The following is a 25,217-nucleotide window of genomic DNA, read 5'->3' as shown; positions in this document are numbered from 1 at the left end:
AACAGCAGGACGGCTGCAGAGAAATCTGCAGTCGTTTTTGTGTCACAAAATTAAGAAAACATTCCACAGTAAGTGGATTGTAATAAAAAATGAAGAGAGGGAAAAGGAAAAAATGAGAAAAAGAATCTTTTCTTTTGTTCTCGCGTTACTGGTGATGTTGAGCATCATGCCGGTCGGTGCCATGGCAGCAGAAGGTGCTGGATGGAATGGCACTTCGTATAAGGTACCGGAAACGGATGGGGACGGTGTGTATCTGATTGACAGTGCGGAGAAATTGTTTTGGTTTGCAAAACAAACCAGGTTAACTGCCACAAAAGGAATTTCCGGCAGACTGATATCAGATATCGATCTGAATAATCAGAACTGGCAGAACAAAGAGATGGGTGGTAACGGTATTACCTCCAGGGCAACAGGATATGCAGGAACTTTTGATGGCGATGGACATACCATCAGTGGTTTCTATATGAAAAAAGCAGCAACCTATTCGTCCAATGGGGTAGGTTTATTTGGACTTGTTACCAATGGTACGATAAAAAATCTGACTGTGGAAGGAAAGATTGAGTATACACTTACCAACAGCAACAGTGGTAATAGAGTAGGCGGTGTTGCAGGTGTGGTAAGAAACGGTACCATTGAGAATGTTGTGAGTAACGTAGAGATGGTGATCACAAACGATACGTCCAAACGTGCTCAGTGGGTGTCCGGCGGTATTGTGGGAGAAACCACCGGCGCTACGATTAAGAACTGTAAGAATCTGGGCAATATTACAGGCGGAAGAAGTACCGGTGGCGTTTGCGGTGATGCCGGTGTAGGTACAACCGTTGAGAACTGTCTGAATTCCGGAAATATCAATTCTCTGTATGGTATGGCAGGAGGAGTTGTATCCAAAGGTGCAGAAACGGTTATTGAAAGCTGCGTCAATGTAGGAAATATTTCAGGTGCAAGCGGTGCTGCTGGAATTGCGTATGAAAATATATATAAAACGACTGGGAAGACTGTTACCAGAAACTGTTATAATACAGGAGATATTCTTTTACGGCGTGAAGATACAGGAAATATTTATGTCGGTGGAGTCTTAGGAAGAAGTTATGGCTCATCAAAGGATTCAACTGTTATTGCCACTATTGAAAACTGTTATAATGCTGGAACTGTGAGTACCGAGGGAACAAAAGGATTTCTCTATGCTGGTGCAATCAGTGGATACTTTTCAAAGGTTGAGACAAAGAATCTTTATTATTTAAGAGGCTGCGGAGCAGTTGGTATTGGAAATGGAACAATTGCGGATACGACTACAGCAGTAGCAAAAAGTGAGGATGAACTGAAATCTTCCGAGATGCTGACTACTCTTGGTGAGGCATTCAAAGCTGACACCGAAAATATCAATCAGGGCTATCCAATTCTTGCATGGCAGACGGCTGGCAGTTCCGCCAGTGCATATACCATTTCCGCCAGCGCAGACAGCAATGTTGGCATTGGCAAAGATGTAGAAGTGACATTGTCACTGACGCACAAGACAGAAGCTGCATATAATGCATATTTCCTTACGGTGCAGTATGATGCGGAAAAGCTGACGTACAAAGGAATCAATACCGATGCTGCCGTAACGGATGAAAATGGAATTCTCACCATTACGGGCAGTGGAACGGACAGAGCCTGTGAGACTGACAATCTGGTTCTTACCTTTACCGGAAAGGCAATGGGAAGTGCCAATGTGGAAATCACGTCTGCAAAGATTGATAAATCGGCAGATGCTACAGCTGATACGGCACAGTCCGCAAACCTTAAGTCCTATAAAGTAACCATGCAGGTAGAACCGGCTCAGGAAGATGGTGTCTATCTGATCAGCAATGCAGAACAGTTGAAGTGGTTTGCAAAGAAGAGCAGAGTAAGCGGAAATGAGGGAATTTCTGCCAGACTGACAGCAGATATTAATCTTAATAATGAGAACTGGTCGGGCAATGAATTCGGAGGTACCAGCGGTTACGGTACCGGATATAGAGGAACTTTTGATGGCGATGGCCATACCATCAGCGGTTATTATTATGAACGCGCAATCCAAAAGAATTCTACGACTCATATGGGAATGTTCGGGTATGTCGTAAAAGGTACGGTTAAGAATCTGATCCTGGATGGACAGATGGTACTGGACGCGTCCCAGGCAACAGAAAAGCTTTCCCTCTATTATATGGGTGGTGTTATCAGTGAAGTAGATGGAGGCACCATTGAAAATGTAATCAATGATGTGGATATCACTGTGAAGAATGATGCCAATGGATATGCAAGAGGAAAAGTCGGAGGCGTTGTAGCTAATGCGAGCTTCTGCTCTGAGAAAGATCCGAATGGCGGAGATCCGACCATTACCAATACGGTGATCAGCAATTGCGAAAACAGAGGAAGCATCAGCGGCAGTGGATATGCTGGAGGTATCTGCTGGAAGCTTGGTCATGGTGCGACGATCAGAAACTGTATCAATACTGGAACGATTACTTCTTATGGCTCTGCCGGGGGAGTTCTCGAAAGCGGAGAAGGTGGTACGGTCGAGAATTGTGTGAATACTGGAAACATTTCCGGTGAAAACATGGCAGCCGGAATTGCAGCTGGTTTTACATATGGACGGAGTACCCATGCAGAGAATGTGGGTTCCTGGCAGGGAATTCTCAGAAACTGCTACAATACAGGAGATGTGACTGTACGTTGTGAGGGAAACAATACAACGGTACTTGCCGGAGGAATTACCGGAAGATGCAGCGGTTCTTCAAGCAATAATATCTTTAGCAGCATTGAAAACTGCTATAACACAGGTAATGTAACTTCAGGAAAAACGGGAGACCGTATCTGGGTAGGTGCGATTTCCGGGAATCTTGTAGAGGTGAAACCTGCAACGAATCTGTATTACCTGGATGGCACTGCTGAAAAAGGAATTGGCGATGTAATCAGTGCAGATAAAAATGCAGCAGAAGTAAAGACAACGAATCAGCTGAAATCTCCGGCTCTCAGAACTGCTCTGGGAGATGCATTTAAGAGAGATCTTGGAAAGATCAATAACGGTTATCCGGTTCTTACATGGCAGATTTCTGAAGGTCCGGATGAACCGGATATTCCGGAGACAGATGCATACACAATCTCCGCAAGTAAGAACAGCGAGATTACGCTTGGTGAAGATGCGGAAGTGACTCTGACAGTAACCCATAATGAGGAGACTGTTTACAATGCATACTTTATTAATGTAACCTATGATGCTGAAAAGCTGATTTATAAAGGAATCAACACAGAGGCCACTGTAAAAGATGAAAATGGTACTCTGACCATTGCAGGCTACGGTGATCCGAGAACCTGCGGAACGGATCATGTGGTTCTCACCTTTACAGGGAAGACTTCCGGAGAAGCAAAAGTCAATGTAACTTCTGCAAAAATTGACAAGTCACTGAGTGCTGCCATTCATGATGCACCGGATGCTTTGATTGAGACATCTGAAGTAACTATTTCTGTTGGCGGATATCGCGTTTCTCTTGATGAGAATTTTGTTGGAAATGACACTGTAATGCCGGGTGTTGATTATACATTTGCTGCCGCAGATCCTCATTATAATTATACCGTCGATGCAAAGATGGGAGACGGAACAGCGGATGTGAAAGATAATGGAGATGGTACTTTCACCATCAGTAATGTTACCGGAAATCTGAACATTAAGGCAGCATCCAAGACTCCAAAGACTTACACAGTTACCGTGGAAGGAGACGGAGCAGCGGATGTAACAGCTGAAGATTCTGCAACTTATGGTACGGATTACAGTTTCAAGCTGGCGAAAGATGCCAAGTATACCTACGGGGTGAACATTAAAGTAGGAGAAAATACTATTCAGCCTACTGTCAGTGAGGATAACTACACCATCAAGGGTGCAGATGTAACCGGAAATATCATCATTTCTGTAAGTAAGGAATTGAATTCAGGTGTTGCTACAGAAATTACCTTTACAGGAAGCGGTTCTGCTGACGTTAAAGGCGGAGTAACTCAGGTCGCAGAGAATGGAAAAGATTTCAAGTTTGAAATCAATGAAGAAAACGGCTATGAGTATACCGTTACCCTTGATAATGAGACTCTGACTGCAGATGCAGGAGGAAAATACACGATTCTGGGTTCCAAGATCAATGGAACAGCGTTTACAGTAACTGTAGAAAAGACAGAAAAGAGTAAGATCCAGGTAGAGGTTTCTCAGTATATTGTATTAAATGGCAAGACCATGTGGCTGGTGAAAGCTTCAGGTACTGTATCCGAAGGAAAGGTACTGGCTTATGACAGCAATCCGATGTTCTGGTCAGAGAAGTACGATGCATACAGCTATCTCGTTGTTTCTGAAAAGACAAAAGCAGAGATGGAAACAGAGGCAGCAGGAAAGATTGCAGAAGCTTCTGCAACAAAGACAGATCTGGCTTACGACTTTGATGTAAACCGAAGCGGTCAGGTAGATATCAACGATGCACAGCTTGTATATGGCATGTACAATGCAAAATATGAGAACTTTGACAGCGTATCTATGCGGAAGTTCCTGGAAGCGGATGTAACTGCAGATGGAACCGTAACGGTTGAAGATGCAGCAGCAGCCGTACATTACATATTGAACAGCGGAAAATAATCAGAAAAGTAATATGACATCATTGGAAGGCAGAAAATTATACAGGTTTTCTGCCTTTCTTTAATAAAAAAAGGAGAGGAAAAAGGAACATGAAGAAACAAATTTTTTCCTGTATTCTGGCGACATCGATGATGTTAAGTATCATGCCCATGGGGGCGATGGCGGCAGAAACTACAGGAACAGCAGCACAGGCGGAAGTTACAGTGCCACAGCAGGTAAATGGGGTATACCAGATCAGTACTGCAGGGGAACTGGAGTGGTTTGCACAACAGACGCAGGCGTATGAGGGGAAGAAATACAAAGCGATCCTGACGGATGATATTGATCTTGGCGGAGAGAATCTGTATCCAAATTATATGATTGGTACCTCCACCTATCCGTATGGCGGAACGTTCAATGGTGATGGACATACCATAAAGGGACTGTCTATCAGTGCTGCTTTTAATGATGCGTCTGATGAGACGGATTCCAGCCTTGCATTATTTGCGTATACAGAGACGGCGACAATTCAGGATTTAACAGTGGAAGGCGCGGTAAATGTAGATGTAACTGATGCAAGCAGTTATAAATTTATCTATGCGGCAGGCGTTGCAGCTCAAGATCACGGGTCTAAATTTACGAATTTAGTTTCCAAAGTAAACGTTTCTGTTACCGGAACCGGCGGCGCCTGTAGAGCAGGCGGAATCACTGCTTCTGCAATCCTGTATCAGTCAGGAAGCACCATGACTGGTACCACATTTGAAAACTGCGAGAACCAGGGAAATATCACCAGCGGCTGGGCAGCTGGAGGTATTCTGGGATATGCAGGCATTAAAACAGAATTTAAGAATTGTAAAAACAGCGGTACTGTCACAGCGACTTCTTCTGATAACGGAGCAGCAGGCGGTATTGTGGCAAACTCAAATGGAAGCAATATTAACGGCTGTGTAAATAAAGGAAAGATTACCGGTGTAATCAGAGCGGCGGGTATTGCAGGTGAATGTAATCTGGATATCAGTACAAATGCGGCAACAGCAGGCGAATATCCATGTAAAGTTCTTAACTGCTACAACACCGGAGATATTCTTCTGACCAATGAAGGATATGCAGGCGGTGTGGTTGGTACATTTCCAACAGTTTGGGGCAGTGAGCCAACGAACAAAAATACAATTATGAACTGCTATAATGTAGGTACGATTACTGCGCTTGATACAAGCCGGTGGACTTATGCAGGCGGTGTAATTGGAAGTGCGGATTATACCATGGGAATGGAACTTTATTCTTTGAACAGTGCGGCAGCAGACTGGATTGGTTATAATGGTGGTACATTCTTTGATAACGGTACAAAGACGTCAGATGAGATGAAGTCTGAGTCTTTTGCAAAAACCATGGGAAGTCAGTTTGAGGCTGTCAGTGGTTCTTACCCGAAACTTACCTGGGAGCCGGAGGAAGAGCCGGACCCGGAACCGCCGGTTTCTACAACCACTTATACGGTAACTGTGGGTGATGATGCAAATATTTCTGCAAGTGAAAAGGCAACGGTAACACTCGATATCAGCAGTGAAGAAGAGAACCTTTACAATGCTTATTACTTTACCGTTAATTATGATGCGGAAAAATTGAACTATGTTGGCATCAATACAGATGCGAATGTAAAGGATGAGAATGGGGTTTTGAAGATTGGCGGTTATGGCGACGACAAAACCTGTGGCACGGATAAGCTGGTCATCACCTTTGAAGGAAAATCCGCGGGTGATGCACAGGTGACTGTAGCAGCTGCCAATATTGATAAGTCTGCAAATGCAGTAGAACAGGATGCACCGGAAGCGACCATTGCAAACGGAACTGTGACGATTACGGTAGGCGGATACAAAGTTGATCTGAGTGATGACTTTATAGGCGACAGCAAGGTAGATGCTGGTGCAGACTATACATTTACTGCAAAAGATCTCCATTATGATTACACCATTGATGCAAAGATGGGCGAAGATACAGCAGACGTAATAGACAATAAAGACGGTTCTTATACGATCAAGAATGTTACCGGAAATCTGACCATCACTTCCAGCAAGACGCCAAAAACTTATAATGTTACAGTAGCAGGCAGTGGAAAAGATGATGTAACAGCTGCTGATAAAGCAACTTATACGAAGGATTATACCTTTACCCTGGATAAGGATGCCAACTATACTTATGATGTAACGGTAAAAGCAGGCGAGACTACTGTCAGTGCAGTATTGGGCGCAGACGAAAAGACTTATACTATTGCAGGTTCTGATGTGACTGGTGATATTGTCATTACTGTTGAAAAGACCCGGAAGCCGGAAACAATGACAGAGGTCATTTTCGCAGGAAGCGGTTCCGGAGATGTTAAGGGTGGAACATCCCAGAAAGCAAATAATGGAGAAGACTTTGCCTTTGAGCTTGATAAGGAAGATGGTTATATTTACACTGTAAAACTGGGAGACGACGAACTGACCGCAGGAGAAGATGGCAAATATACCATTCCGGGAAATAAACTGACCGGAGGACAGCTGACAGTTACGGTAGAAAAAGAAGAAGAACAGAAGCTGGAAGTACAGGTATCTAAATATCTTGATCTGGAAGAAACGAGCATGTGGCTGGTTACCGCTTCAGGCACTGTATCAGAGGACAAGGTACTGGGTTATGATGGCAGCGCAATGTTCTGGTCAAAAGAATACGATGCATACAGTTATCTTGTGATTTCTGCAAATACAGAAGAACAGATGAAGACGGAGGCTGCATCAAAGATTGCTGAGGTGTCTGCGGAGAAGGTTGAACTGGCATATGATTTTGATGTGAACCGAAGTAATTTAGTAGATATCAACGATGCACAGCTGGTTTACGATATGTATAATGCAAAATATAGTGACTTTGACAATGTTTCCATGAGAAAATTCCTGGAAGCTGATGTTAATGGAAGCAAAACGGTAACGGTTGAAGATGCGACCGCAGTAGTAAATCATTTTATGAATAATTAACATATTCATATTCAGAAAGCAGGAAGACCTCAGATTTTCCTGCTTTCTGGTCTGCTTTTTGAGCCAAAATAAAAAAATTTAAAAAAATAAAAAAAACTCTTTACAAATCCCCAAAACCGATGTATACTAAGCAAGTGCTCTGGTGATGGGGCAAAACACAATAACGATGCGTGGCTCAGCTTGGTAGAGCGCTGCGTTCGGGACGCAGAGGTCGCAGGTTCAAATCCTGTCGCATCGACTCCTTGGCAGGGGCGTCAGTTATCTGCTGGATAACTGAACAGAACCGGAATCAGTTATGGTTCCGGCTTTTTTTTTATAAATTACGTTAAAAAGGTGACAAATAAGCATTGCTTTTTAACGATTTATGAGCTATACTCATAAGTGATACAGAGTGTCTGGTACTGTATATACAGCAACAGAACTGAAAAGACAATTTGGTGCAAATCCGAAGGGGCAACGCCGCTGTGAACATGAAGAGATCTGTAAAATGGTAAAATCCAGAACAGAATTTTGAAATGTGACCCAGGAAGTCTACTGATCACGGTTTGATTTTCATACGATAACTGGATATTTTTTGACAGAGCATAAACACGTTTGCGTATCATGGGCAAACGTGTTTTTTTATTATTAGGGATAGCTAATCTTAACGAGACAGAATATCAGTAAGGGGAATTATGGGAAATATTTATCATACCGGAGTCTGGGTATCAGACCGCAATTATGATGTGTTTGACAGGCGCTTGGGCAAGTCAATGGTTGACCGTGAGATAAGAATTGCGGAGCCGTACCGCAGAATTGGAAGCGGTGCAATGAAGAATAATATTAAGATGAAACGGTTGCAGATCGGGAATAGTGTAAAAGAAATTGGGGAAGAAGCATTTCAGGGCTGCAGCAATCTGCGGTTCCTTACCCTTGATGGGGTGCGAACCGTACAGAGAAGTGCATTTCAGGGATGTACCAGTTTGAAAACGTTGGATATTCCAAAGAGTCTCCGTTATATAGAGAAAAATGCATTTATGGAAAATAAAGCTGTTCGAGAGATACGATATGAAACAGAAAATCTCAGTACCGTGATTTCTCCAGAAGTATTCCGTGAATGCAATCGACTTCAGCTCATTGTACTTCCTGAAAAGCTGGAAAAAGTTGGACCTAGAGCTTTTTATAAATGCAAAGAGCTGGATGGCATTCAATTTCCTGCCACATTGAAAGAAATCGAAGAAGAAGCATTTTATCAAAATGGATTAACGGAACTGCATCTTCCGAATGGATTGGTAAAGATTAGTGACAGCGCATTTTTTAAGTGTACGCAGTTAGAATATGTGCGAATTCCGGAATCTGTAAAAATAATTGGCAAATGGGTATTCCACGGATGTAACCGATTAAAAGTTCTGGAAATTCCAGGTGATCCAGAGGTTGTAGGAGACTGGATTGTAAACAGAAGTTGTACCATACGTTGCAGAAAAGGCAGCAAAATTGATAAGTATTGCCAGGAGAATGATTTTCTGTGTGAGTATTTATAAATCGTAGAAAGTAAGACTTCAGTGCTTTTTGAACTGAGAAGAACAAAAAGCTAAGAGAGAACCGGGTGAGATTCCCGGATGGCACCGCCGCTGTAAGCATCGATGTTGATATTCAAGGACGCAAGTCGGCCACTGGGGGACTGGGAAGGCAGAATAGCCAGCGCTTGAGATGTAAATCAGAAGACCTGCTGAAGAAACTTTCGATAGAATTAATTACATATTTTGAAACTGGCAGAAAAACGGCTGCAGAACTTTTAAGTTCTGCAGCTTTTTTTGTAAGTTTGCACGACGGATGTGTAACTTCAGCGGAAGAGAAATTGCCCGTTTTTAAAATAAATCATCATAAGGAGGGAAAAAGATGAAAAGAAAGACATGTGCTTCTGTGTTAGCGCTGATATTAACCTGCGCTATGGTAACAGGCAGTCTGCCTGTGGAAGCAAATGCGGCAGAAGCAGCGGCAGCATCAGAGTTGACGGCTGTTCAGGATGAGAGTCAGGAACAGGCGGAAGTGACTGATGAAACAAAGGAAGCTGGCGATGAAACAGCTGGTGAACAAGAACAGGTGACGGAGCCTGGTCAGGAAGAAGAGAAACAGGAAGAGCAGACGACGGAGCCTGCTCAGGGAGAAGAGGAACAGAAAGAGCAGACGACGGAGCCTGGTCAGGGAAAAGAAAAACAGGAAGAACAGACGACGGAGCCTGGTCAGGAAGAAGTAAAACAGGAGGAACAGGTGACGGAATCTGCTCCGAAAGAAGAGACACAGGAAGAACAAATCACAGAACCGACTGCGGATCAGGCAGCTCAGGAAGAACAGGAAACATCGGTTGCAGCGCAGGCAGCTGAATCTGTAAAGTATCTGCAGGGAGTGAAGTTCTTCGAATCTTATGTAAATAAGGCGCCGGATAAGGAAATCGAAGGGCACTGGAATGGAACGGAAGACTGTACAATCTATATTCCGGATGCACAGTCAGCAATGCCTTATATTATAGCAACGCTTGCAGATGATGCACCGGCGGATACGACACTCTCTGTTGACTGGACTCAGATGTTTACAGGAAAAGCAAAAAGCGAGAAACTGACATCAGGTGTTGGAACAAGACTCCTTGGAGTGACCAAGAAAGCATCAAGTGCAGGACAGGATATGAAGGTTACTGCTTCTTCTATATCAGAAAAGAAAGAGCAGACGGTAACCGTACATGTGAAAAGACTTCCCTGTCTGAAAACACTTGCACTTGCAGACAAATCCGGATCAGAAATTGAGATTGATAATGGATTTCAGTGGGAAGCAACAGAAAGCAATCGTAAGACCTGGCAGAATATGACAGCAACTACAAAGGCAGATACGGTAGTCATTACAGCTGCCCAACAGGAAGAAATTACTGATAAAACTTATGTTATTCAGTATAATGGGGAAAGCAGTAATGAAATCCCACTGCAGCTTGGTGAGAATGAGATCAATGTTTCGGTGATTGATCCGGTAGAGCATGTTAGTACTGATTATAAGATAAAGATTACCAGAATAGAAAATCTGGGTAGTGGAGAAGTTTCTTTTGAAACAAATCCGGAAGATGCACTGGTAGTAGTACGGGATGCCAAAGGTGTCAGAATCTGGCCGAATCATGATAAAACATGGACACTTCAGATCGGAGATACCTACAGCTATGTTGTAACAAAAAATGGCTATATTGGCCAGAAAAATAATTTTGTAGCAAAAGCAGGTACAGCGGAGATCACGCTGGAGAGGGCAGAAGACAATAATGATATCGACAAGACCATCTATGCACAGTGGGGAAATTTCCGAAACGGTGATGATGAGTTAGGTATTACGACATCAAAAACGCCGTATAATCCGGATGATGCAGAACTGCTCTGGGCAGTAAAATACGGAACAGGATGGGCAGCAGCACCGGGATCTCCGATTATGGTGGATGGAGATCTGGTAACTTACACAGGTTCTACAATCCGCAAACTGGACAGAAACACAGGAGCAGTTGTAGCGGAAGGTACTATGGTAGGTTCCTCCAGTTTCTCCATTGTTCCGGCAACCTATGGCGATGGCATGATTTTTGTGGGATTAAGTGATGGAAGAATTCAGGCATTTAATGCAAAGGATCTGACTTCCCTCTGGGTATATCAGGATGAACTGAAAGGCCAGCCGAACTGTCCGATTACGTACAAAGATGGTTATGTCTATGCTGGATTCTGGAACAGTGAGGAGAAAGATGCTAACTTCGCATGTATTAGCGTAGCCGATGAAGAGCCGTCTGAAGAAACAGAAGCAAAGGTCGCTTCCTGGACATATAAGCGGGCAGGAGGATTTTACTGGGCCGGCGCTTATGTAACAGACAAATTTGCGGTAGTAGGAACTGATGATGGAGCCAGTGGATATAGCACGGAAGGTGCAAGTCTGTTGGTATTTGACCGGGAGACCGGAGAGGTAGTAGATTCCTGGGATGGTATCCGCGGAGATATCCGATCCAATGTTTCTCACGATCCGGAATCTGACAGAGTATTTTTCACCAGTAAGGGTGGTGTTCTCTGCAATGCACAGATTGACTGGGAGACTGGGAAAATCACAGATAAACAGTCTGTAGTAATTACAGATGCACAGGGAAATACACAGGCAATGTCCACCTGTACACCATCTGTGTATAACGGAAGAATTTATATTGGAATTTCAGGAAGTAGCCAGTTTGGGAAAAATTCAGGACATGCCATTGGCGTGTATGATCTGAATGAGGATGGTTCCATGACCCAGGCATATGCATATGCAATCCTTGGTTATCCGCAGACTTCTGCTATGGTAACGACGGGATATGTAGATGAGGATGGATATGTATATATCTACCTCCCGTATAACTATACGCCGGGTGGTGTTTCTGTATTGAAAGATAAGAAAGGTCAGACAGCACCACTGACCACAACAGATTCTGGTTACAGTGAAGTATTTACCCCGGTAAGTCCTCTGGCACAGTATTGTATCTGTTCTACCATTGCAGATGAATATGGAACGATCTACTACAAAAACGATAGCTGTTACATGATGGCGATTACATCTAAGATTGAATCTATTGAGGTAACGGAGCAACCTACTTCTGTTATAGAGAAAGATGGAACCATTACTGCGGAAGGATTAAAGGTCGTATCCAATCTGAAAAACGGTGAGCGGAGAGATATCAGTGATGATGTAAAAGTGACGAAACAGGATGATGGTACTTATCTTGTTACTTATACTTATGGATTTGACAATGCAAATTATGGACTGAAGACGCTGACTACCACATTCGGAAAGTCTACGGTTGTTTATGGTGATGTGAATGGTGATGGAAAAATTAATAGCGGAGATGCAGCACTGACTTATGCATATGTCAATGGAAAAATAAAATTCAAAGAAGGTCAGTTGAAAGCAGCTGATGTAAATGGAGATGGAAAAATTAACAGCGGAGATGCAGCACTTATTTATGCGCGTGTCAATGGAAAAATAGAAACATTTCCAGCAGCAAAATAATAAAAAGGAGAATTTTGTATGAGACAGATAAAGAAAGCAATTTCATTCATCTTATGCTTCTGCATGATGTTTGGCTTTACTCTGGAAGCATTTGCCGGTTCGGTGAAACCATCAGTAGATAAGACAAGTGTGGCAGCAGGAGAAAGCGTTACCGTAACTTTGACTTTGGATGAAGATATTGCAAATTGTACCTCATTTGAATATTGGCTTTACTATAATTCGGATAAATTTACTATGACAGGATCTGAAAATGGAAATTCTTGTAATGGTATGAAGATTTCTTCTCCTATGACAGATGCAGATGGCGCGTATTATGTGGTCAGCTTTGTAGATCCTTCTTCTGAGGGAGTTACGATCAAAGCTGGAACTATCTATAACCTGACTTTTACTGCTAAAGATGATATTTCATCCAGTGATGATGTATCTTTTAAAGTAAAAAGAGAATCTGTTATGGATACTACATGGGTAGAAGTAGATGCAGATAAAGTAACTGCGGGAGATCCGGTCAGTGTTACGGTAACTCCGGCACCGGCTACAGCATCTTATAAAGTGGATCTTGAAGGAACCCAGACAGTTCAGATGGGTGAAACCGCACCGGTAACTGTAAAGATTGCCTCTGATAATGCAACAACTTACAATGCGGTGGATGTAACGCTTAAGTATGATAAAGAGAAACTGGCACTGGATACTACTTCACTTGGTGAAGGATATACCATCACGAATGATGTGTCCAATGGAAGTGTAAGAGTTACTGGTTATGGTGAAGAAAAGCAGCTCGGCAACGCATTTACTCTGAACTTTAAGGCACAGCAGGTGGGCACGGCAGAAGTGGCATTTACTTCTGCAAAAGTAGATAAGGCAGATCATGCAATCAGTGATGACGCGCCGGAAGCAACAAAGGTTACTGATAAAGTTACCATTACGGTCGGTGGATATACGGTAACCCTTCCGGACGACTTTGAGGGTGCAGGCACTGCAACTCCGGATGCAGATTATACCTTTACTGCAAAAAATACACATTATGATTATGATGTAATTGCGAAGATCGGTGATACTCAGCTTACAGTGACAGACAATAAGGACGGAAGTTACACCATCAGTAAAGAGCAGATCAATGGAAACATTACCGTAACTGCAACCAAAACAGCTAAACAATATGAGGTAACAGTTACCGGAAATGGCGCTGCAGATGTAACGGCACCGGCAAAAGCAACCTATGGAACGGATTATACTTATACTTTAACGCAGGATAGCAACTATGCTTATACGGTAAAGATTACAGCTGGTGGTACAGAGATTACTTCAGAACTTCAGGAAGGAACTGCAAATCAGTACAAGATTGCAGGGGATAAGATTACAGGTCCAGTAGAGATTAATGTGGCCAAAGAGCAGACAGCAGGAACAGTTACTTTTGAAGGTGAGGGTGCCGGAGATGTAGTTGGAGGAACCAGTCAGAATGCTCCGCTTCATCAGGACTTTACTTTCAAGATTACAAAAGCGGCAGATTTTGTATATGCAGTAACCGCAGTAAAAGGCGAGAATACGGTTAATGTAAAAGATAATGGAGACGGTACCTATACCATTGCAGCAGCTGATATTGACGGTGCAAACATTATGGTAAATGTGGCTAAAAACCCGAACAAAACCGCAGAAGTATATCAGTATGTGAAACTGAATGGCAAGGTAATGTATCTGGTTGTTGCAAATGACAGTTCTCTGACAGAAGGAAAAGTACTTACTTATGACGGTTCCGCAATGTACTGGTCTGAAAAGTATGACGGATACTGCTGTCTTGTAATTTCTGATAAGGCTGAGCAGGAAATGAAAGAAGAAGCAGTAAAACATCTTGGAAGTGTGGAAGGAACCAAGACAGAAATTGATTATTCTGGAGATGTCAACAAGACAGGCCAGATCGATATCAACGATGCCCAGCTTGTATATGATATGTACAAACCAGTATATGACGATTTTGATATCTTATCTGTAGAGAGATTCCTCCGTGCTGATATGAATGGAAGTAAAAATCTGACGGTTGCGGATGCAGCAGCAGTTGTATCTGAGATTCTGAAATAAAGGGTTTGGTTTTAGAAGGAGAATACCTATATGAAATATGGAAGAAGAGGATTTACAGCTCTTCTTGCACTGATACTGGCGGCCGGTTCCGGTCTGCCAGTGTCGGCTGCTGAGGTAAAAGTGACATCCGATCAGACGAAGGTGACCAGTGGAAGTGATATTACATTGACCTTGACACTGGATGAAGCAGTGAATGATGTGATCTGTTTCGACTACCGGGTTTATTTTGATACGGATAGTTTCTCTCTGAAGAAGAGTACGATAGGAACCGCATGTGAAGACGCACAGGTCAGTACAAAAGCGATGACCTATGGTTCGGAACAAAAACCTTGTTATAGTGTTAATTTTGTAGATACAACATCTGAAGGAGTTGCTCTACGAAGCGGGGAGATCTGTCAGCTGACATTTACGGCGAAAAAAGATATGACAGCGGATTGGAAAGATACATTTCGAGTAGAACGTGAGCATTTTGCTACAACGGATTACTGGAATACATTGAAGGAAACGGACAATGGTAAGGTAAGTTATGATGTAAAATCTTCTATAGTATATGGAGATGTAAACGGAGACGGTAAGATTAATACAGCGGATGCTGCATTAACCTACGCAAGCATTAATGGCAAGGTAACACTTAAAGAAGAACAGCAAAAAGTAGCGGATGTAAATGGAGATGGCAAGATTAATACGGCAGATGCGGCAATGATTTATGCCCGCGTCAATGGAAAAATTGCAGAATTTCCGGCAGAAAGCAAGTAATAAGGGAGACGGAACATGAAATGGAATAGAAAAAAAGGGCTGATTCTGGCAGCATTTCTGATGGCATTCAGCCTGGCAGCCGGCATTCCGTCTGAAGCAGCAGAAAACTATCGGATTGGAATTGGGAAGGATCAGACCGTAACAGCAGATCAGACAGTACTTCTGGATATAACAGTAGCTGCACCGGGTGGAACTTTTAACACAGCCGATCTGACATTTTCTTATGAAAAGGATTATCTGACATTTGACCAGAAGGCATCAACAGGTCTGGATGATTATACGGTGCAGGAAGAGAACGGAAAACTGCGTCTTCTCAAATATGGAGAAAAACAGCAGGATGGAAAAGTGTTTCAGCTGGCATTTCATACGGAAAAAGCCGGTACGACAAAAGTAACCATTGATTCTGCACAGATGGACGTAGAGAGTCAGGCAATCACCCGGGATGCACCGGAAGCAGAGAAAGATCCGGCACAGGCTACCCTGACCATCGAGGCAAAAGCAAAGCCGGGAAAGAAACACCATCATTCCTCCAGTAAAACAGAAGAGACAGCAACTTCTGGATCAAATACAGCTGCAGCAGCAGCGTCTACACCTCAGAATCTGCAGTCTGCCAAGACGGGAGATCAGGGACCGATGCTTTGGATTGTTCTTGCAGCAGTAGCAATGATTGGCTGCATTTGGGTATTGACGAGAAAGAGAAGAAGGCATGAATAAGAAATTAAAAATTTTTAGAAGAATCAGTGCCTGTTTTCTGGCAATTGCACTGTTACTGACGCTTCCTGTTCAGCCGGTTCTTGCAAAGGATCCAGCTGATGCATCTCCTTATTCATATGAAGAGACAGACCAGGAAAGCGTACATGTGGTTGTGACAGTATCCTGCGATGGAATTCCCATTGTAGGACACGATGAAGATGATACAACATTGGCTCATCTGGATGTTAATATTCCGTGGTTTTCACTGGAACCATATGGACTTACTGATTTTGAACGGTATCACACAAAAGATGGAACGGGAGCATATATCGACAATGAGTTAATCAGGCGTCCGACATTACTGCATTTATATATTTATCTGTTGGAACGTTATTGCATGGGACTTTCTGAAGATGAATGCGGGCAGGGCCGGCTGCAAAACGGAGTAACTGAAGCAGATCAGTATGATCCTGTAATGAATATGAAAGGTGACACTGCATACGAATCGACCAATAAAGTGTTGAATATTACGGGTAGTCCGACCTCTCTTTATATGCAGCAGTTCTGGGGACATGATGAGAACCTGATGTACTATCGAAATCATGTATATCCGTTGATGAGTAAAGGTTGGGGAGCTACAGCAGATTATATATTGCTGTCAGATGATGATTCTGTTGATCTTGCCATGTTTGCGAACTGGAATTTCTGGACAACCGGAGCATTTTTAGCCTTTGAACACGACTCTTATACATGCACAGCCGGGGAGGCATTGACTGGAAAGACATTAAAATATGATACCAGTTCTGTAGCTGATGGCGGTTCGGAATCCTTTGAAGCTGCAGTTGATGGAAGTCTTCAGGGATATGTAGTTCTTGGAGAGGACCGCATGCTGACAGATCAAGTTTTTGATGCAGGTGAAGGTGGAACTTGGAGTGTAACATTTGATAAGCCGGGAACCTACTATATTGTTGGTTTGGATGCAAATGCCGGTACGAAAGCTGCATCATGTGCTCCGCCTACAGCCAAGGTAACGGTAAAACCGGTTCCGATGCTGGGAGATATTGATCAGAATGGAACGGTTACCAGGAGAGATGCGTCCATGGTATGGAACATTGCCAACGGAACCCGGACAGTTGGAGACGACATTATGAAACTCGCGGATGTAAACGGTGACGGACAGGTGGATGCACTGGATTCTGCGATCATTTATGGTTATGTATCGGGAAAGATAAAAGAATTTCCTGGAAAACTGACCGAGTAAAAGAATATGTAAGTAAAGTACTTCCTGTTCTTCAGAGAAGAACAGGGGGTTACTTTGCGTTATAGGAGAAAAAGAAGGTGGGGAGTATGCACAGAAATAAGAAGAGATTGTACCGCATATTTGCGATATTTCTTGCTTTTCTGCTGGCAGTCGGGCATTTGCAGATGCCGGGGAAGGCGATACGCATAGAGCCCGAAGATCCGATTACGACAGAGCCGGAAGTACTTATGACAGAAGATTACTCGGATCAGGTGGATCAGGGCTATCTTCTTCTGGCAGAAACCGGAACCGGTGATGGGGACAGTGAAGCCGGGCAGGATGAAAATCAGAACGAAGAAGAATCAGAAGAAGAAACGCAATCGGAAGAGCAGAAGCCGGAGGAAGAGACGCAGCCGGACGAACAGAAACCGGATGAGGAGGAAAAGGCAGAGGAGCAGGATTCAGAGGATCATACAGGCGAAGATTCTTCGGATCATTCTGATGAATCAAAGTCAGATGGCAGTCAGTCCGGAGGGAAGACTACGGATGAAAATACTTCGGGAGGAGATCAGCCCGGAAATAATGAAACAAATACAGACAGTGGAAATGGAACCGGAGATACACCGGGAACCGGAGAGGATACCGGAAATACACCGGGAGATGGAGATAAGAAAGATGATGGCAGTCAGGATCCCGATCAGCCGCAGCCGGTGGAACCGGACAATCCTGATCTGGAAGAAGGTCTGGTAACGGATCTTTCCAGTAAAACTATATTATTTTCTGAACTTACCAATGATCAGTTTTCATTCTACGCCTATTACACACCGGAGAGTGTGGATGCAAATCTGAGAGTAAAATACAGAGCTCAGAGTGATACGGGGAATGGAACCTGGCTGAGAGCGGACGGACATAATTACAGTACCAAACTGAAAGCCGGGAAAAATGAGATTACGGTTTCCTATAAGGATTCCAAAGGAGAAAAGAAAACAAAGCGTTATATTATAACCTATGAGGCGAATAAGGCGGATGAGCGTACACCGGAAATCGGAGAAAACCCGCCAACCATAGAGACAAACCTGGATGACTGGGAAGGCTACATTCAGCAGCAGAATTTTACCTTCCTGGTAAAAGCGAGAACCTGGCAGGGAGAAGTGATCCGCTCCAATCATATCCGCGTGACCATGGATGGGCAGACGATCACGAATCCTACAGGAAGTTCTACTTACGAATATGCATTGTGGTTTGAGCGTCCCAATAATCAGGATATCGGTCGACATGTCATTACGGTTATGGCATGGGATGACGAAGGAAATTCTAAGTTTGTCAAATACATTGTAGAGACACTGGTGCCGGATGATGGAGAAGTGATTGGATCTGTCACGGTGGTAATAGATGCAACAACGGTAGATCTTGGCATTATTGACGAGGCAGATGGCATTGAACTCATACAGGGAGAGACAGCGGCAGATGCACTTCTGAAGATGCTGGATGAATACGGATATACCGCAAATTATTCGGGAAGTGCTGCCAGCGGATTCTACCTGAGAAGCCTGGAGCGCGCAGATACTTTTGCAGGAGCCGAGATTGAAGAACATCTGCAGGAATTGCTGGAGCGGGATAATATTACATTCACCTCTCCGTGCAGCGGAGACCAGCTGGGAGAGTTTGATTTCACAAGAGGATCCGGATGGATGTATTCAGTGAATGGTTCCTATGCGGTAGGAAAAGGGATGTCAGAATACCATTTGAATGATGGAGATACTTTATATCTCCGCTTTACACTGGCATATGGAAAAGATATCGGCGGTTCTGAAGCATCCGGTGGAACGGAAGGAAGTCTGTCCGGTTACTGTGGTACCTGGATCAATGGTTCTTATCATGCGAAGGATCATAAATACGAAGAGACAGACAGAAAAGACCCGGAACCGGGAGTAGCAGGATACGTAAAATATACCTGTAAAATCTGCGGAGATGAGAAAACAGAGGACCTGGATCCGCTGCCGGAGAATCCGGATGTACCGGACCCCGACAAGCCAGATCCCGATCAGCCGAATCCTGATCAACCAGATCCCGACAAGCCGAATCCTGATCAGCCGGACCCCGACAAGCCAGATCCCGATCAGCCAGATCCCGACAAGCCGGATCCCGACCAACCGGATCCCGACAAGCCGGATCCCGACAAGCCGGATCCTGACCAACCGGACCCCGACAAGCCGGATCCTGACCAACCGGACCCCGACAAGCCAGATCCCGATCAACCGGACCCCGACAAGCCAGATCCTGGCCAACCGGATCCAGATCAGCCAGATCCTGACCAACCGGACCCAGAACCAGATAAACCGGATCCGGAACCAGATAAACCGGATCCCGATCCGGCTCCTGACCAGGGAGGAGAAGAAGCATGAAACGAAGACGGATAATTCCAGTGTTGCTGTGTATGATGCTAATATTGCTGGGCGCAGGAACAGCTGTCGGAACTATGAAAGAGGAAGTGCGAAGTGCGGCAAAAGGCTTAAGAACCGCACTGGAAGGAAAAGACGAAATGATCCTAAACCGGCAGGAAATACTGCCTGCTGGCTCTCCCCAGAGTGACTGGGCGGCCATGGCACTGGCGCTGGCGGGAGAGAAAGATCATTATCAGGTTTATGCAAAAAACCTGGAAACCTATGTGAAGGAAACTTATGAAAGGAATGGCAGCCTGTCTGACCGGAAAATAACAGAATATGACCGCATTATTCTTACTGTTCTGGCACTTGGAAAAGATCCGGAGCAGTTTGGCGGGGTAAATCTCTTGGAAGATGGTATCTGGCAGTATCAGGGCGGAAGCCCGGGAGATCAGGGAGTCAATGGATGGATTTATTCTCTGATTGCTGCAGATGCAGGATCCTATGAGGAACCACAGGATGCAAAGTATACACGGGAAATGATGGTGGAAGAGATTCTTGCGGAGCAAAACGAGGATGGAAGTTTTGGATTGCAGAAAGGATCGGCAGATCCTGATCTCACAGCCATGGCACTGCAGGCGCTGGCGCCGTATCAGGAAGACAGCGAAGTAAAGGCGGCATCTGACGAAGCACTTGTCTGGCTGTCAGAACACATGACAGAACATGGTTCTTATGTGCGTTATGGGGAGGAAAGTGCAGAATCCTGTGCACAGACGGTCATTGCTCTTTGTGCTCTTGGAACTGATCCGGCAGAAGATGACCGGTTTGCAAAAAATGGCGTGACGCTTCTCGATGGCATGGAAGCTTTTGCAAGAAATGACGGTGGATATGCACATGCACAGTCTGACAGAGAGAGTAACTTTATGGCAAGCGAGCAGGTGCTTCTTGCGAAGACGGCGCTTCTTCGTCTCAGACAGGGTGAAGAGCGGTTATATAGTTTTGAACAATACACAGGTCCGCAGGAAAGCGGAACTTCGATGATGAAAATCGTGATTGCTGTGATCGCGGCAGTTGCTGCAGGAGCAGTGGTACTGGCGGTGAGAAGAAAGGGGAAGACAAATGCAGGAGCTGACAGAACAGATTCAAAATGAGATTAAAAAAGCAATTATTGGTAAGGACGATGTCATCAGAAAAGTACTGATGGCAGTCCTGGCACAGGGACATATTTTGCTGGAGGATATTCCGGGAGTAGGAAAGACAACGCTTGCCATGGCATTTGCCAGAGCACTGGGTCTGGATTCCAGACGAATTCAGTTTACTTCCGATACACTTCCCTCTGATATTATCGGTTTTTCTGTATATGAAAAAGAATCCGGAAAACTGCAGTACAAATCAGGAGCGATTATGACCAATCTGCTGCTGGCAGATGAGATTAATCGTACGTCCAGTAAGACACAGTCAGCGCTTCTGGAAGCAATGGAAGAGCATCAGGTAACAGTAGATGGCGTGACCCATCCGCTTCCGGATCCGTTTGTGGTACTTGCAACACAGAACCCGGTTGGTTCTGCAGGTACACAGCTTCTGCCGTCTGCACAGCTGGACCGTTTTCTTATGCGCCTCAGCATGGGATATCCGGACCGTGACAGCCAGGTGGCGCTGATGAAAGAACGTCACCATTCCAATCCGCTGGATCAGTTAAAAGCGGTAGTGGATATTCCGGAACTCAGAAAATTGATTGTGGATACAGCGGAAGTCTATGTGGCAGATGAAATCTACGGATACGTAACGGATCTTGCGGAGGCAAGTCGTCATCAGGAATACATTCAGCTGGGTGTCAGCCCCCGAGGTGCGCTGGCGGTATGCCGGACTGCGAAAGCCAATGCATTTTTGAAAGGCAGAGATTATGTGCTGCCGGAAGATGTAGAAGAAGTATTTTTATCCGTATGTGCACATCGACTGGTTCTGTCCCCAAAGGCGCGGCTTCATGAATACACTGCAGATGATTTGCTGACAGAGATTCTGAAAGACGTGAAAAAACCGTCAGTGAAGGAGTTTCGTGCCAGATGAGAAAAAGACAATTCACTGCATTAGGAGGATGGCTGCTGCTGTTCCTGTTACTCTGTGCAGTTGCGGTGTCGGGAATGGCTCCGCAGGTCTGGGGCGGAGTTGTGCTGCTGCTGGTTCTGCCTGTGGGTACCTGGGGGATGAATTTCTTATTAAAAGAGAAACTGGAAGCAGAATTGAAAATGCCGTCCACAGCTGAGAAAGGAAAAGAGATTCAGGCAGAAGTGACCATTCAGAATCATGCCAGAATACCGGCAGTTCATCTCTTTTGTACCGTGCAGGCGGAAAACAGGCTGACAGGGGAGAACTCCATACTGGAGCTGGTCATGTCTGTACCGGCAGGAGGAAGTGGCAAAAGTGAGTTCACGATTTGCGGGACACACTGTGGCTATATTCATACAGAGATCAGCAAAGTAACGGTGATGGATTGGTTTGGATTCCTCCCATTTAGAATTCCTTGTAAAAGCGATGGAAGAACTTCGATTCTTCCTAATACCTTTTCCACGGAAGTGTCACTTCAGATTCCTTACTGTCAGCAGGATGAGGAGGAAAATTATGCACCGGACCGGAAAGGAAACGATGCGTCGGAGATTTTCCAGCTTCGGGATTATGTACCGGGTGATCCGGTAAAGCAGATTCACTGGAAGCTTTCCAGCAAATTGAACCACATATTAATTAAGGAAGCAAGTCTTCCGGTATCCCGTTCTCTGCTGGTATTCTGGGATAAGAATACAGAAGAAGCAAGTCCGGATGAGATGGATGCAATGGCGGAATCGGTATCATCCATCTGTCAGGCATTAAGCCAGGATGGAGTACAGTACACCCTGGGATGGACGGATGGACAGGAGATCTGCCAGGAAGAAGCGTTTACATTGGAAGAATTGTTAAGACTTCTGCCACAGATGCTCAAAAACGGGCAGAATCCAGTGGAAGATGGAGTTTCTCTCTGGATGGATGCTTATGGCCGGGCGGAATATGGAAAGATCATTTATTTTGCAAAGAGGATTCCGGAGAGTCTGGAGGAATTTTCCGGTGGAGAGATCTCCATTCTGCTCTGCGATGGGATTCCTGCGGATAACCGGTGGAATACCATGGTATACCATGCACAGACTTTTGCAGAGGATCTTCAGATGGTGGTGTTGTAGATGAGGAAAAAAGACGTGACAAAAACAGGGCTTGCGATGGCGGTGCCGGAAGAAGCGGTGGATGGTGGAAGGGCATATGCCGGAAGATTTCTGGCGGCTGTGTTTCTGATGATGGGATTATCCGGACTGTTTGTGCCGGCATTTCCTTCTGTGTCTTGCGGATGGGTAATCCCTGGAATCTGCGGCACTTCCATTTGTCTGGGAATTTTTCTGCTGGCAGGATACAGCAAAGGCCGGCAGGCAGCCGTACTGATCCCTTATCTTTTATTTGCCGGGATCTTTTATGGACGGATTCGGGATGGATTTCTGATACTGTCCAATGATATGCTGCATTTTATGACGGAAAAAACAGGAAAGATTTATCTGGACTTTCAGGTAAATGCAGAAGGAAATGTGTATTTTACGTTATTTTCCATTGGATTTCTGGCAGCTTTTCTGACAGCCAATGCCATCTGGTATGGAACATTATGGCCGGTCTCACCGGTGATTTTTCTGGCGGCAGCAGCACTGATAAGCGGATTTTCCAGGGAAGTGATTGCGGCAGCTGTATTTCTGGCAGGTGTGCTACTGCTTCCGGTATTCCGGGAACAGATCGGAAAAGACAGGGAAGAGAAGGGGAATCTTCCGGCTTATGCGGCGGTGATTGCAGTATCGCTGGTACTGCTCCTGACGGCGGGCACTTTCCTGGGAAGAATGGACCTGTTTCAAGAGAACTGGTGGAAGGACAGTGTCCATCGTTTTTTGTATGATAGCAGTACGGAGTCCATGCCGGAAGGAAATCTGGAAAATCTGGGAAGCTGGAAGAAATCCGATGCGGCGGCATTGTCCTTGAAGGCGGATCAGTATGGAAAACTGTATCTGCGCGGCGTCATCAGGGAAAACTACACCGGAACTGCCTGGGAGGAACTTCCGGCGGAAGAAAAAGCAGACAGTGAGGCGCTGTTTTACTGGCTTCATAAAAATGGGTTTTACGGAAATGAAATGATCGGTCTTGCTTCTGATCTGACAGAGGAAGAGACGGCAGAACAGACAGTGGAGATCACAAATCTGGGCGCCTGCAGGGAACACCTGTATCTTCCCTATGCGCTGCATGACAGCTCCTTGCTTTCTGCGGATGTGATTGGTGATGCAGAAGTAAAGAAGAACGAGGAAAACTGGACGATTTCTTATCTTTCGGGAAGCGTTCCCCAGTGGTATGCCGTATTACAGAAATTGGCGGATCATCAGAAGGCGGACAAAGAGCAGGAATATCTTCGCTGTGAGGATGCTTACCGGAAATACGTATATGATAAAGATCTTCAGATTACGGATACGGCAGCGGCGACGCTGGGACGTCTGCTTCCCCCTGCGGAAGGCAGGCTGAAACTGTCAGAGATCAAAGAACGTATTTACCAGTGTCTGGAAGAAAATCTCGCATATGATGAAAGTGCCGTGACACTGAATGGAAATAATGATTTTCTTGCCTATACACTGGAACAGAAGAAAAAAGGATACAGTGTCCATTATGCGACGGCAGCCGTACTGATGCTTCGTTATTATGGCGTGCCGGCCCGGTATGTGGAAGGATATTATCTCCGCCCGGAGGAGGCCAATGCGGCAGCACCGGGAGAAGAACTGGTGCTGGATGAGACCCATGCACATGCGTGGGCAGAGTATTATCTGGACGGTATCGGATGGATTCCCTTTGAGACAACGCCTGGCTATATTGATCAGGAAGAGATCGGAGTCAGCGAGGATAATGGTCTGGGACAGGATTCTTACGAGGCGCCGGATAAGGACTACATGGCGCAGGAAGAACCGGATACCATGGAAGAAGAATCCGGGGACAGAAGCGAATGGAAGGTGACGCCTGTCTGGGCACTTCTGCTTCTTTTACTTCTGCTGCTGGCTTTGATTGGGCGTCAGGTTTATCGTAGAAGACAGCTTTTGAAGAAACTCCAGGAAATGGAACAGCTTTCACCGAAAGAAGGTGTGGCGGCCTGGTATGGTTATGCGGTCTGCCTGATGCAGCATGGGGGAACTGCGGAGGAGAAGGAAAACCGGGAAATGCGGGCACTTTCTGATGAGGCAATGTTCAGCAGTCATCCTATGACGGAGGAACAAAAGGGACAGGAAATGAAGTTTGCCGAGCAGGTACGGGAAAACTGTATGGCAAAATGGAATCTGATTGAACGGCTGAAATACCGTTGGATTCTATGTATCTGCCGATAGAGGAGGATA

13 protein-coding genes, 1 tRNA gene and 1 riboswitch are annotated in these 25,217 nt (G+C 45.0%); all 14 genes read left to right on the top strand.

The genetic code is table 11. From position 1 onward, the window contains the following. Nucleotides 1-112 precede the first annotated feature (112 nt). The gene (locus tag ACZMB2_RS05840) at nt 113-4,633 is read left to right on the top strand and encodes a hypothetical protein (protein WP_487595947.1); all 4,521 of its coding nucleotides are present in this window, start codon (nt 113-115) and stop codon (nt 4,631-4,633) included. An 89-nt stretch (nt 4,634-4,722) separates the two neighbouring features. Next, nucleotides 4,723-7,614, top strand: coding sequence for an autotransporter outer membrane beta-barrel domain-containing protein (locus ACZMB2_RS05835; RefSeq protein WP_487595946.1), 2,892 nt, complete (start codon nt 4,723-4,725; stop codon nt 7,612-7,614). Between the two features lie 164 nt (nt 7,615-7,778). Further along, nucleotides 7,779-7,852 (top strand) — tRNA-Pro (locus ACZMB2_RS05830). Between the two features lie 436 nt (nt 7,853-8,288). Then, nucleotides 8,289-9,134, top strand: a complete 846-nt coding sequence (locus ACZMB2_RS05825) for a leucine-rich repeat domain-containing protein (protein WP_118771491.1) — start codon at nt 8,289-8,291, stop codon at nt 9,132-9,134. 2 nt (nt 9,135-9,136) lie between these two features. Then, nucleotides 9,137-9,341: riboswitch (cobalamin riboswitch) on the top strand. A gap of 151 nt (nt 9,342-9,492) precedes the next feature. After that, complete coding sequence (locus ACZMB2_RS05820) at nt 9,493-12,642, top strand: dockerin type I domain-containing protein (protein ID WP_487595945.1); 3,150 nt, start codon at nt 9,493-9,495, stop codon at nt 12,640-12,642. 18 nt (nt 12,643-12,660) lie between these two features. Further along, on the top strand, nt 12,661-14,715 hold the full coding sequence (locus tag ACZMB2_RS05815) for a cohesin domain-containing protein (protein ID WP_487595944.1): 2,055 nt from the start codon (nt 12,661-12,663) through the stop codon (nt 14,713-14,715). A gap of 30 nt (nt 14,716-14,745) precedes the next feature. Further along, nucleotides 14,746-15,471 carry a dockerin type I repeat-containing protein gene (locus ACZMB2_RS05810; protein WP_487595943.1) on the top strand — a complete coding sequence of 242 codons (726 nt, stop codon included), beginning with the start codon at nt 14,746-14,748 and terminating at the stop codon, nt 15,469-15,471. Between the two features lie 15 nt (nt 15,472-15,486). Further along, nucleotides 15,487-16,185 (top strand): LPXTG cell wall anchor domain-containing protein, encoded by a 699-nt coding sequence (locus ACZMB2_RS05805; RefSeq protein ID WP_487595942.1) that lies wholly within the window; start codon nt 15,487-15,489, stop codon nt 16,183-16,185. Beyond that, nucleotides 16,178-17,425 carry a dockerin type I repeat-containing protein gene (locus tag ACZMB2_RS05800; RefSeq protein ID WP_487595941.1) on the top strand — a complete coding sequence of 416 codons (1,248 nt, stop codon included), beginning with the start codon at nt 16,178-16,180 and terminating at the stop codon, nt 17,423-17,425. Before ACZMB2_RS05805 ends, ACZMB2_RS05800 begins: the two co-directional genes overlap by 8 nt. A gap of 86 nt (nt 17,426-17,511) precedes the next feature. Next, nucleotides 17,512-19,809: a hypothetical protein gene (locus ACZMB2_RS05795; RefSeq protein ID WP_487595940.1), complete on the top strand. Its 2,298-nt coding sequence runs from the start codon at nt 17,512-17,514 to the stop codon at nt 19,807-19,809. After that, nucleotides 19,806-20,939, top strand: a complete 1,134-nt coding sequence (locus ACZMB2_RS05790; protein WP_487595939.1) for a hypothetical protein — start codon at nt 19,806-19,808, stop codon at nt 20,937-20,939. The genes ACZMB2_RS05795 and ACZMB2_RS05790 overlap by 4 nt, the downstream gene beginning before the upstream one ends. Beyond that, nucleotides 20,908-21,855 carry an AAA family ATPase gene (locus ACZMB2_RS05785; RefSeq protein WP_487595938.1) on the top strand — a complete coding sequence of 316 codons (948 nt, stop codon included), beginning with the start codon at nt 20,908-20,910 and terminating at the stop codon, nt 21,853-21,855. The genes ACZMB2_RS05790 and ACZMB2_RS05785 overlap by 32 nt, the downstream gene beginning before the upstream one ends. After that, on the top strand, nt 21,852-22,997 hold the full coding sequence (locus tag ACZMB2_RS05780; RefSeq protein ID WP_487595937.1) for a DUF58 domain-containing protein: 1,146 nt from the start codon (nt 21,852-21,854) through the stop codon (nt 22,995-22,997). The genes ACZMB2_RS05785 and ACZMB2_RS05780 overlap by 4 nt, the downstream gene beginning before the upstream one ends. After that, entirely contained in the window at nt 22,998-25,208 is a 2,211-nt protein-coding gene (locus ACZMB2_RS05775; RefSeq protein ID WP_487595936.1) for a transglutaminase-like domain-containing protein, read from the top strand. Nucleotides 25,209-25,217 lie beyond the last annotated feature (9 nt).

The sequence above is a fragment of the Hominiventricola sp. genome, assembly GCF_057604405.1.
This window is presented reverse-complemented; position numbering and strand designations above follow the sequence as displayed.

Coding starts and splice junctions, on each gene's coding strand:
- ACZMB2_RS05775 (WP_487595936.1), top strand. CDS start 22,998: ATGAGGAAAAAAGACGTGACAAAAACAGGGCTTGCGATGGCGGTGCCG.
- ACZMB2_RS05785 (WP_487595938.1), top strand. CDS start 20,908: ATGCAGGAGCTGACAGAACAGATTCAAAATGAGATTAAAAAAGCAATT.
- ACZMB2_RS05790 (WP_487595939.1), top strand. CDS start 19,806: ATGAAACGAAGACGGATAATTCCAGTGTTGCTGTGTATGATGCTAATA.
- ACZMB2_RS05795 (WP_487595940.1), top strand. CDS start 17,512: ATGCACAGAAATAAGAAGAGATTGTACCGCATATTTGCGATATTTCTT.
- ACZMB2_RS05810 (WP_487595943.1), top strand. CDS start 14,746: ATGAAATATGGAAGAAGAGGATTTACAGCTCTTCTTGCACTGATACTG.
- ACZMB2_RS05825 (WP_118771491.1), top strand. CDS start 8,289: ATGGGAAATATTTATCATACCGGAGTCTGGGTATCAGACCGCAATTAT.
- ACZMB2_RS05805 (WP_487595942.1), top strand. CDS start 15,487: ATGAAATGGAATAGAAAAAAAGGGCTGATTCTGGCAGCATTTCTGATG.
- ACZMB2_RS05815 (WP_487595944.1), top strand. CDS start 12,661: ATGAGACAGATAAAGAAAGCAATTTCATTCATCTTATGCTTCTGCATG.
- ACZMB2_RS05835 (WP_487595946.1), top strand. CDS start 4,723: ATGAAGAAACAAATTTTTTCCTGTATTCTGGCGACATCGATGATGTTA.
- ACZMB2_RS05780 (WP_487595937.1), top strand. CDS start 21,852: ATGAGAAAAAGACAATTCACTGCATTAGGAGGATGGCTGCTGCTGTTC.
- ACZMB2_RS05800 (WP_487595941.1), top strand. CDS start 16,178: ATGAATAAGAAATTAAAAATTTTTAGAAGAATCAGTGCCTGTTTTCTG.
- ACZMB2_RS05820 (WP_487595945.1), top strand. CDS start 9,493: ATGAAAAGAAAGACATGTGCTTCTGTGTTAGCGCTGATATTAACCTGC.
- ACZMB2_RS05840 (WP_487595947.1), top strand. CDS start 113: ATGAGAAAAAGAATCTTTTCTTTTGTTCTCGCGTTACTGGTGATGTTG.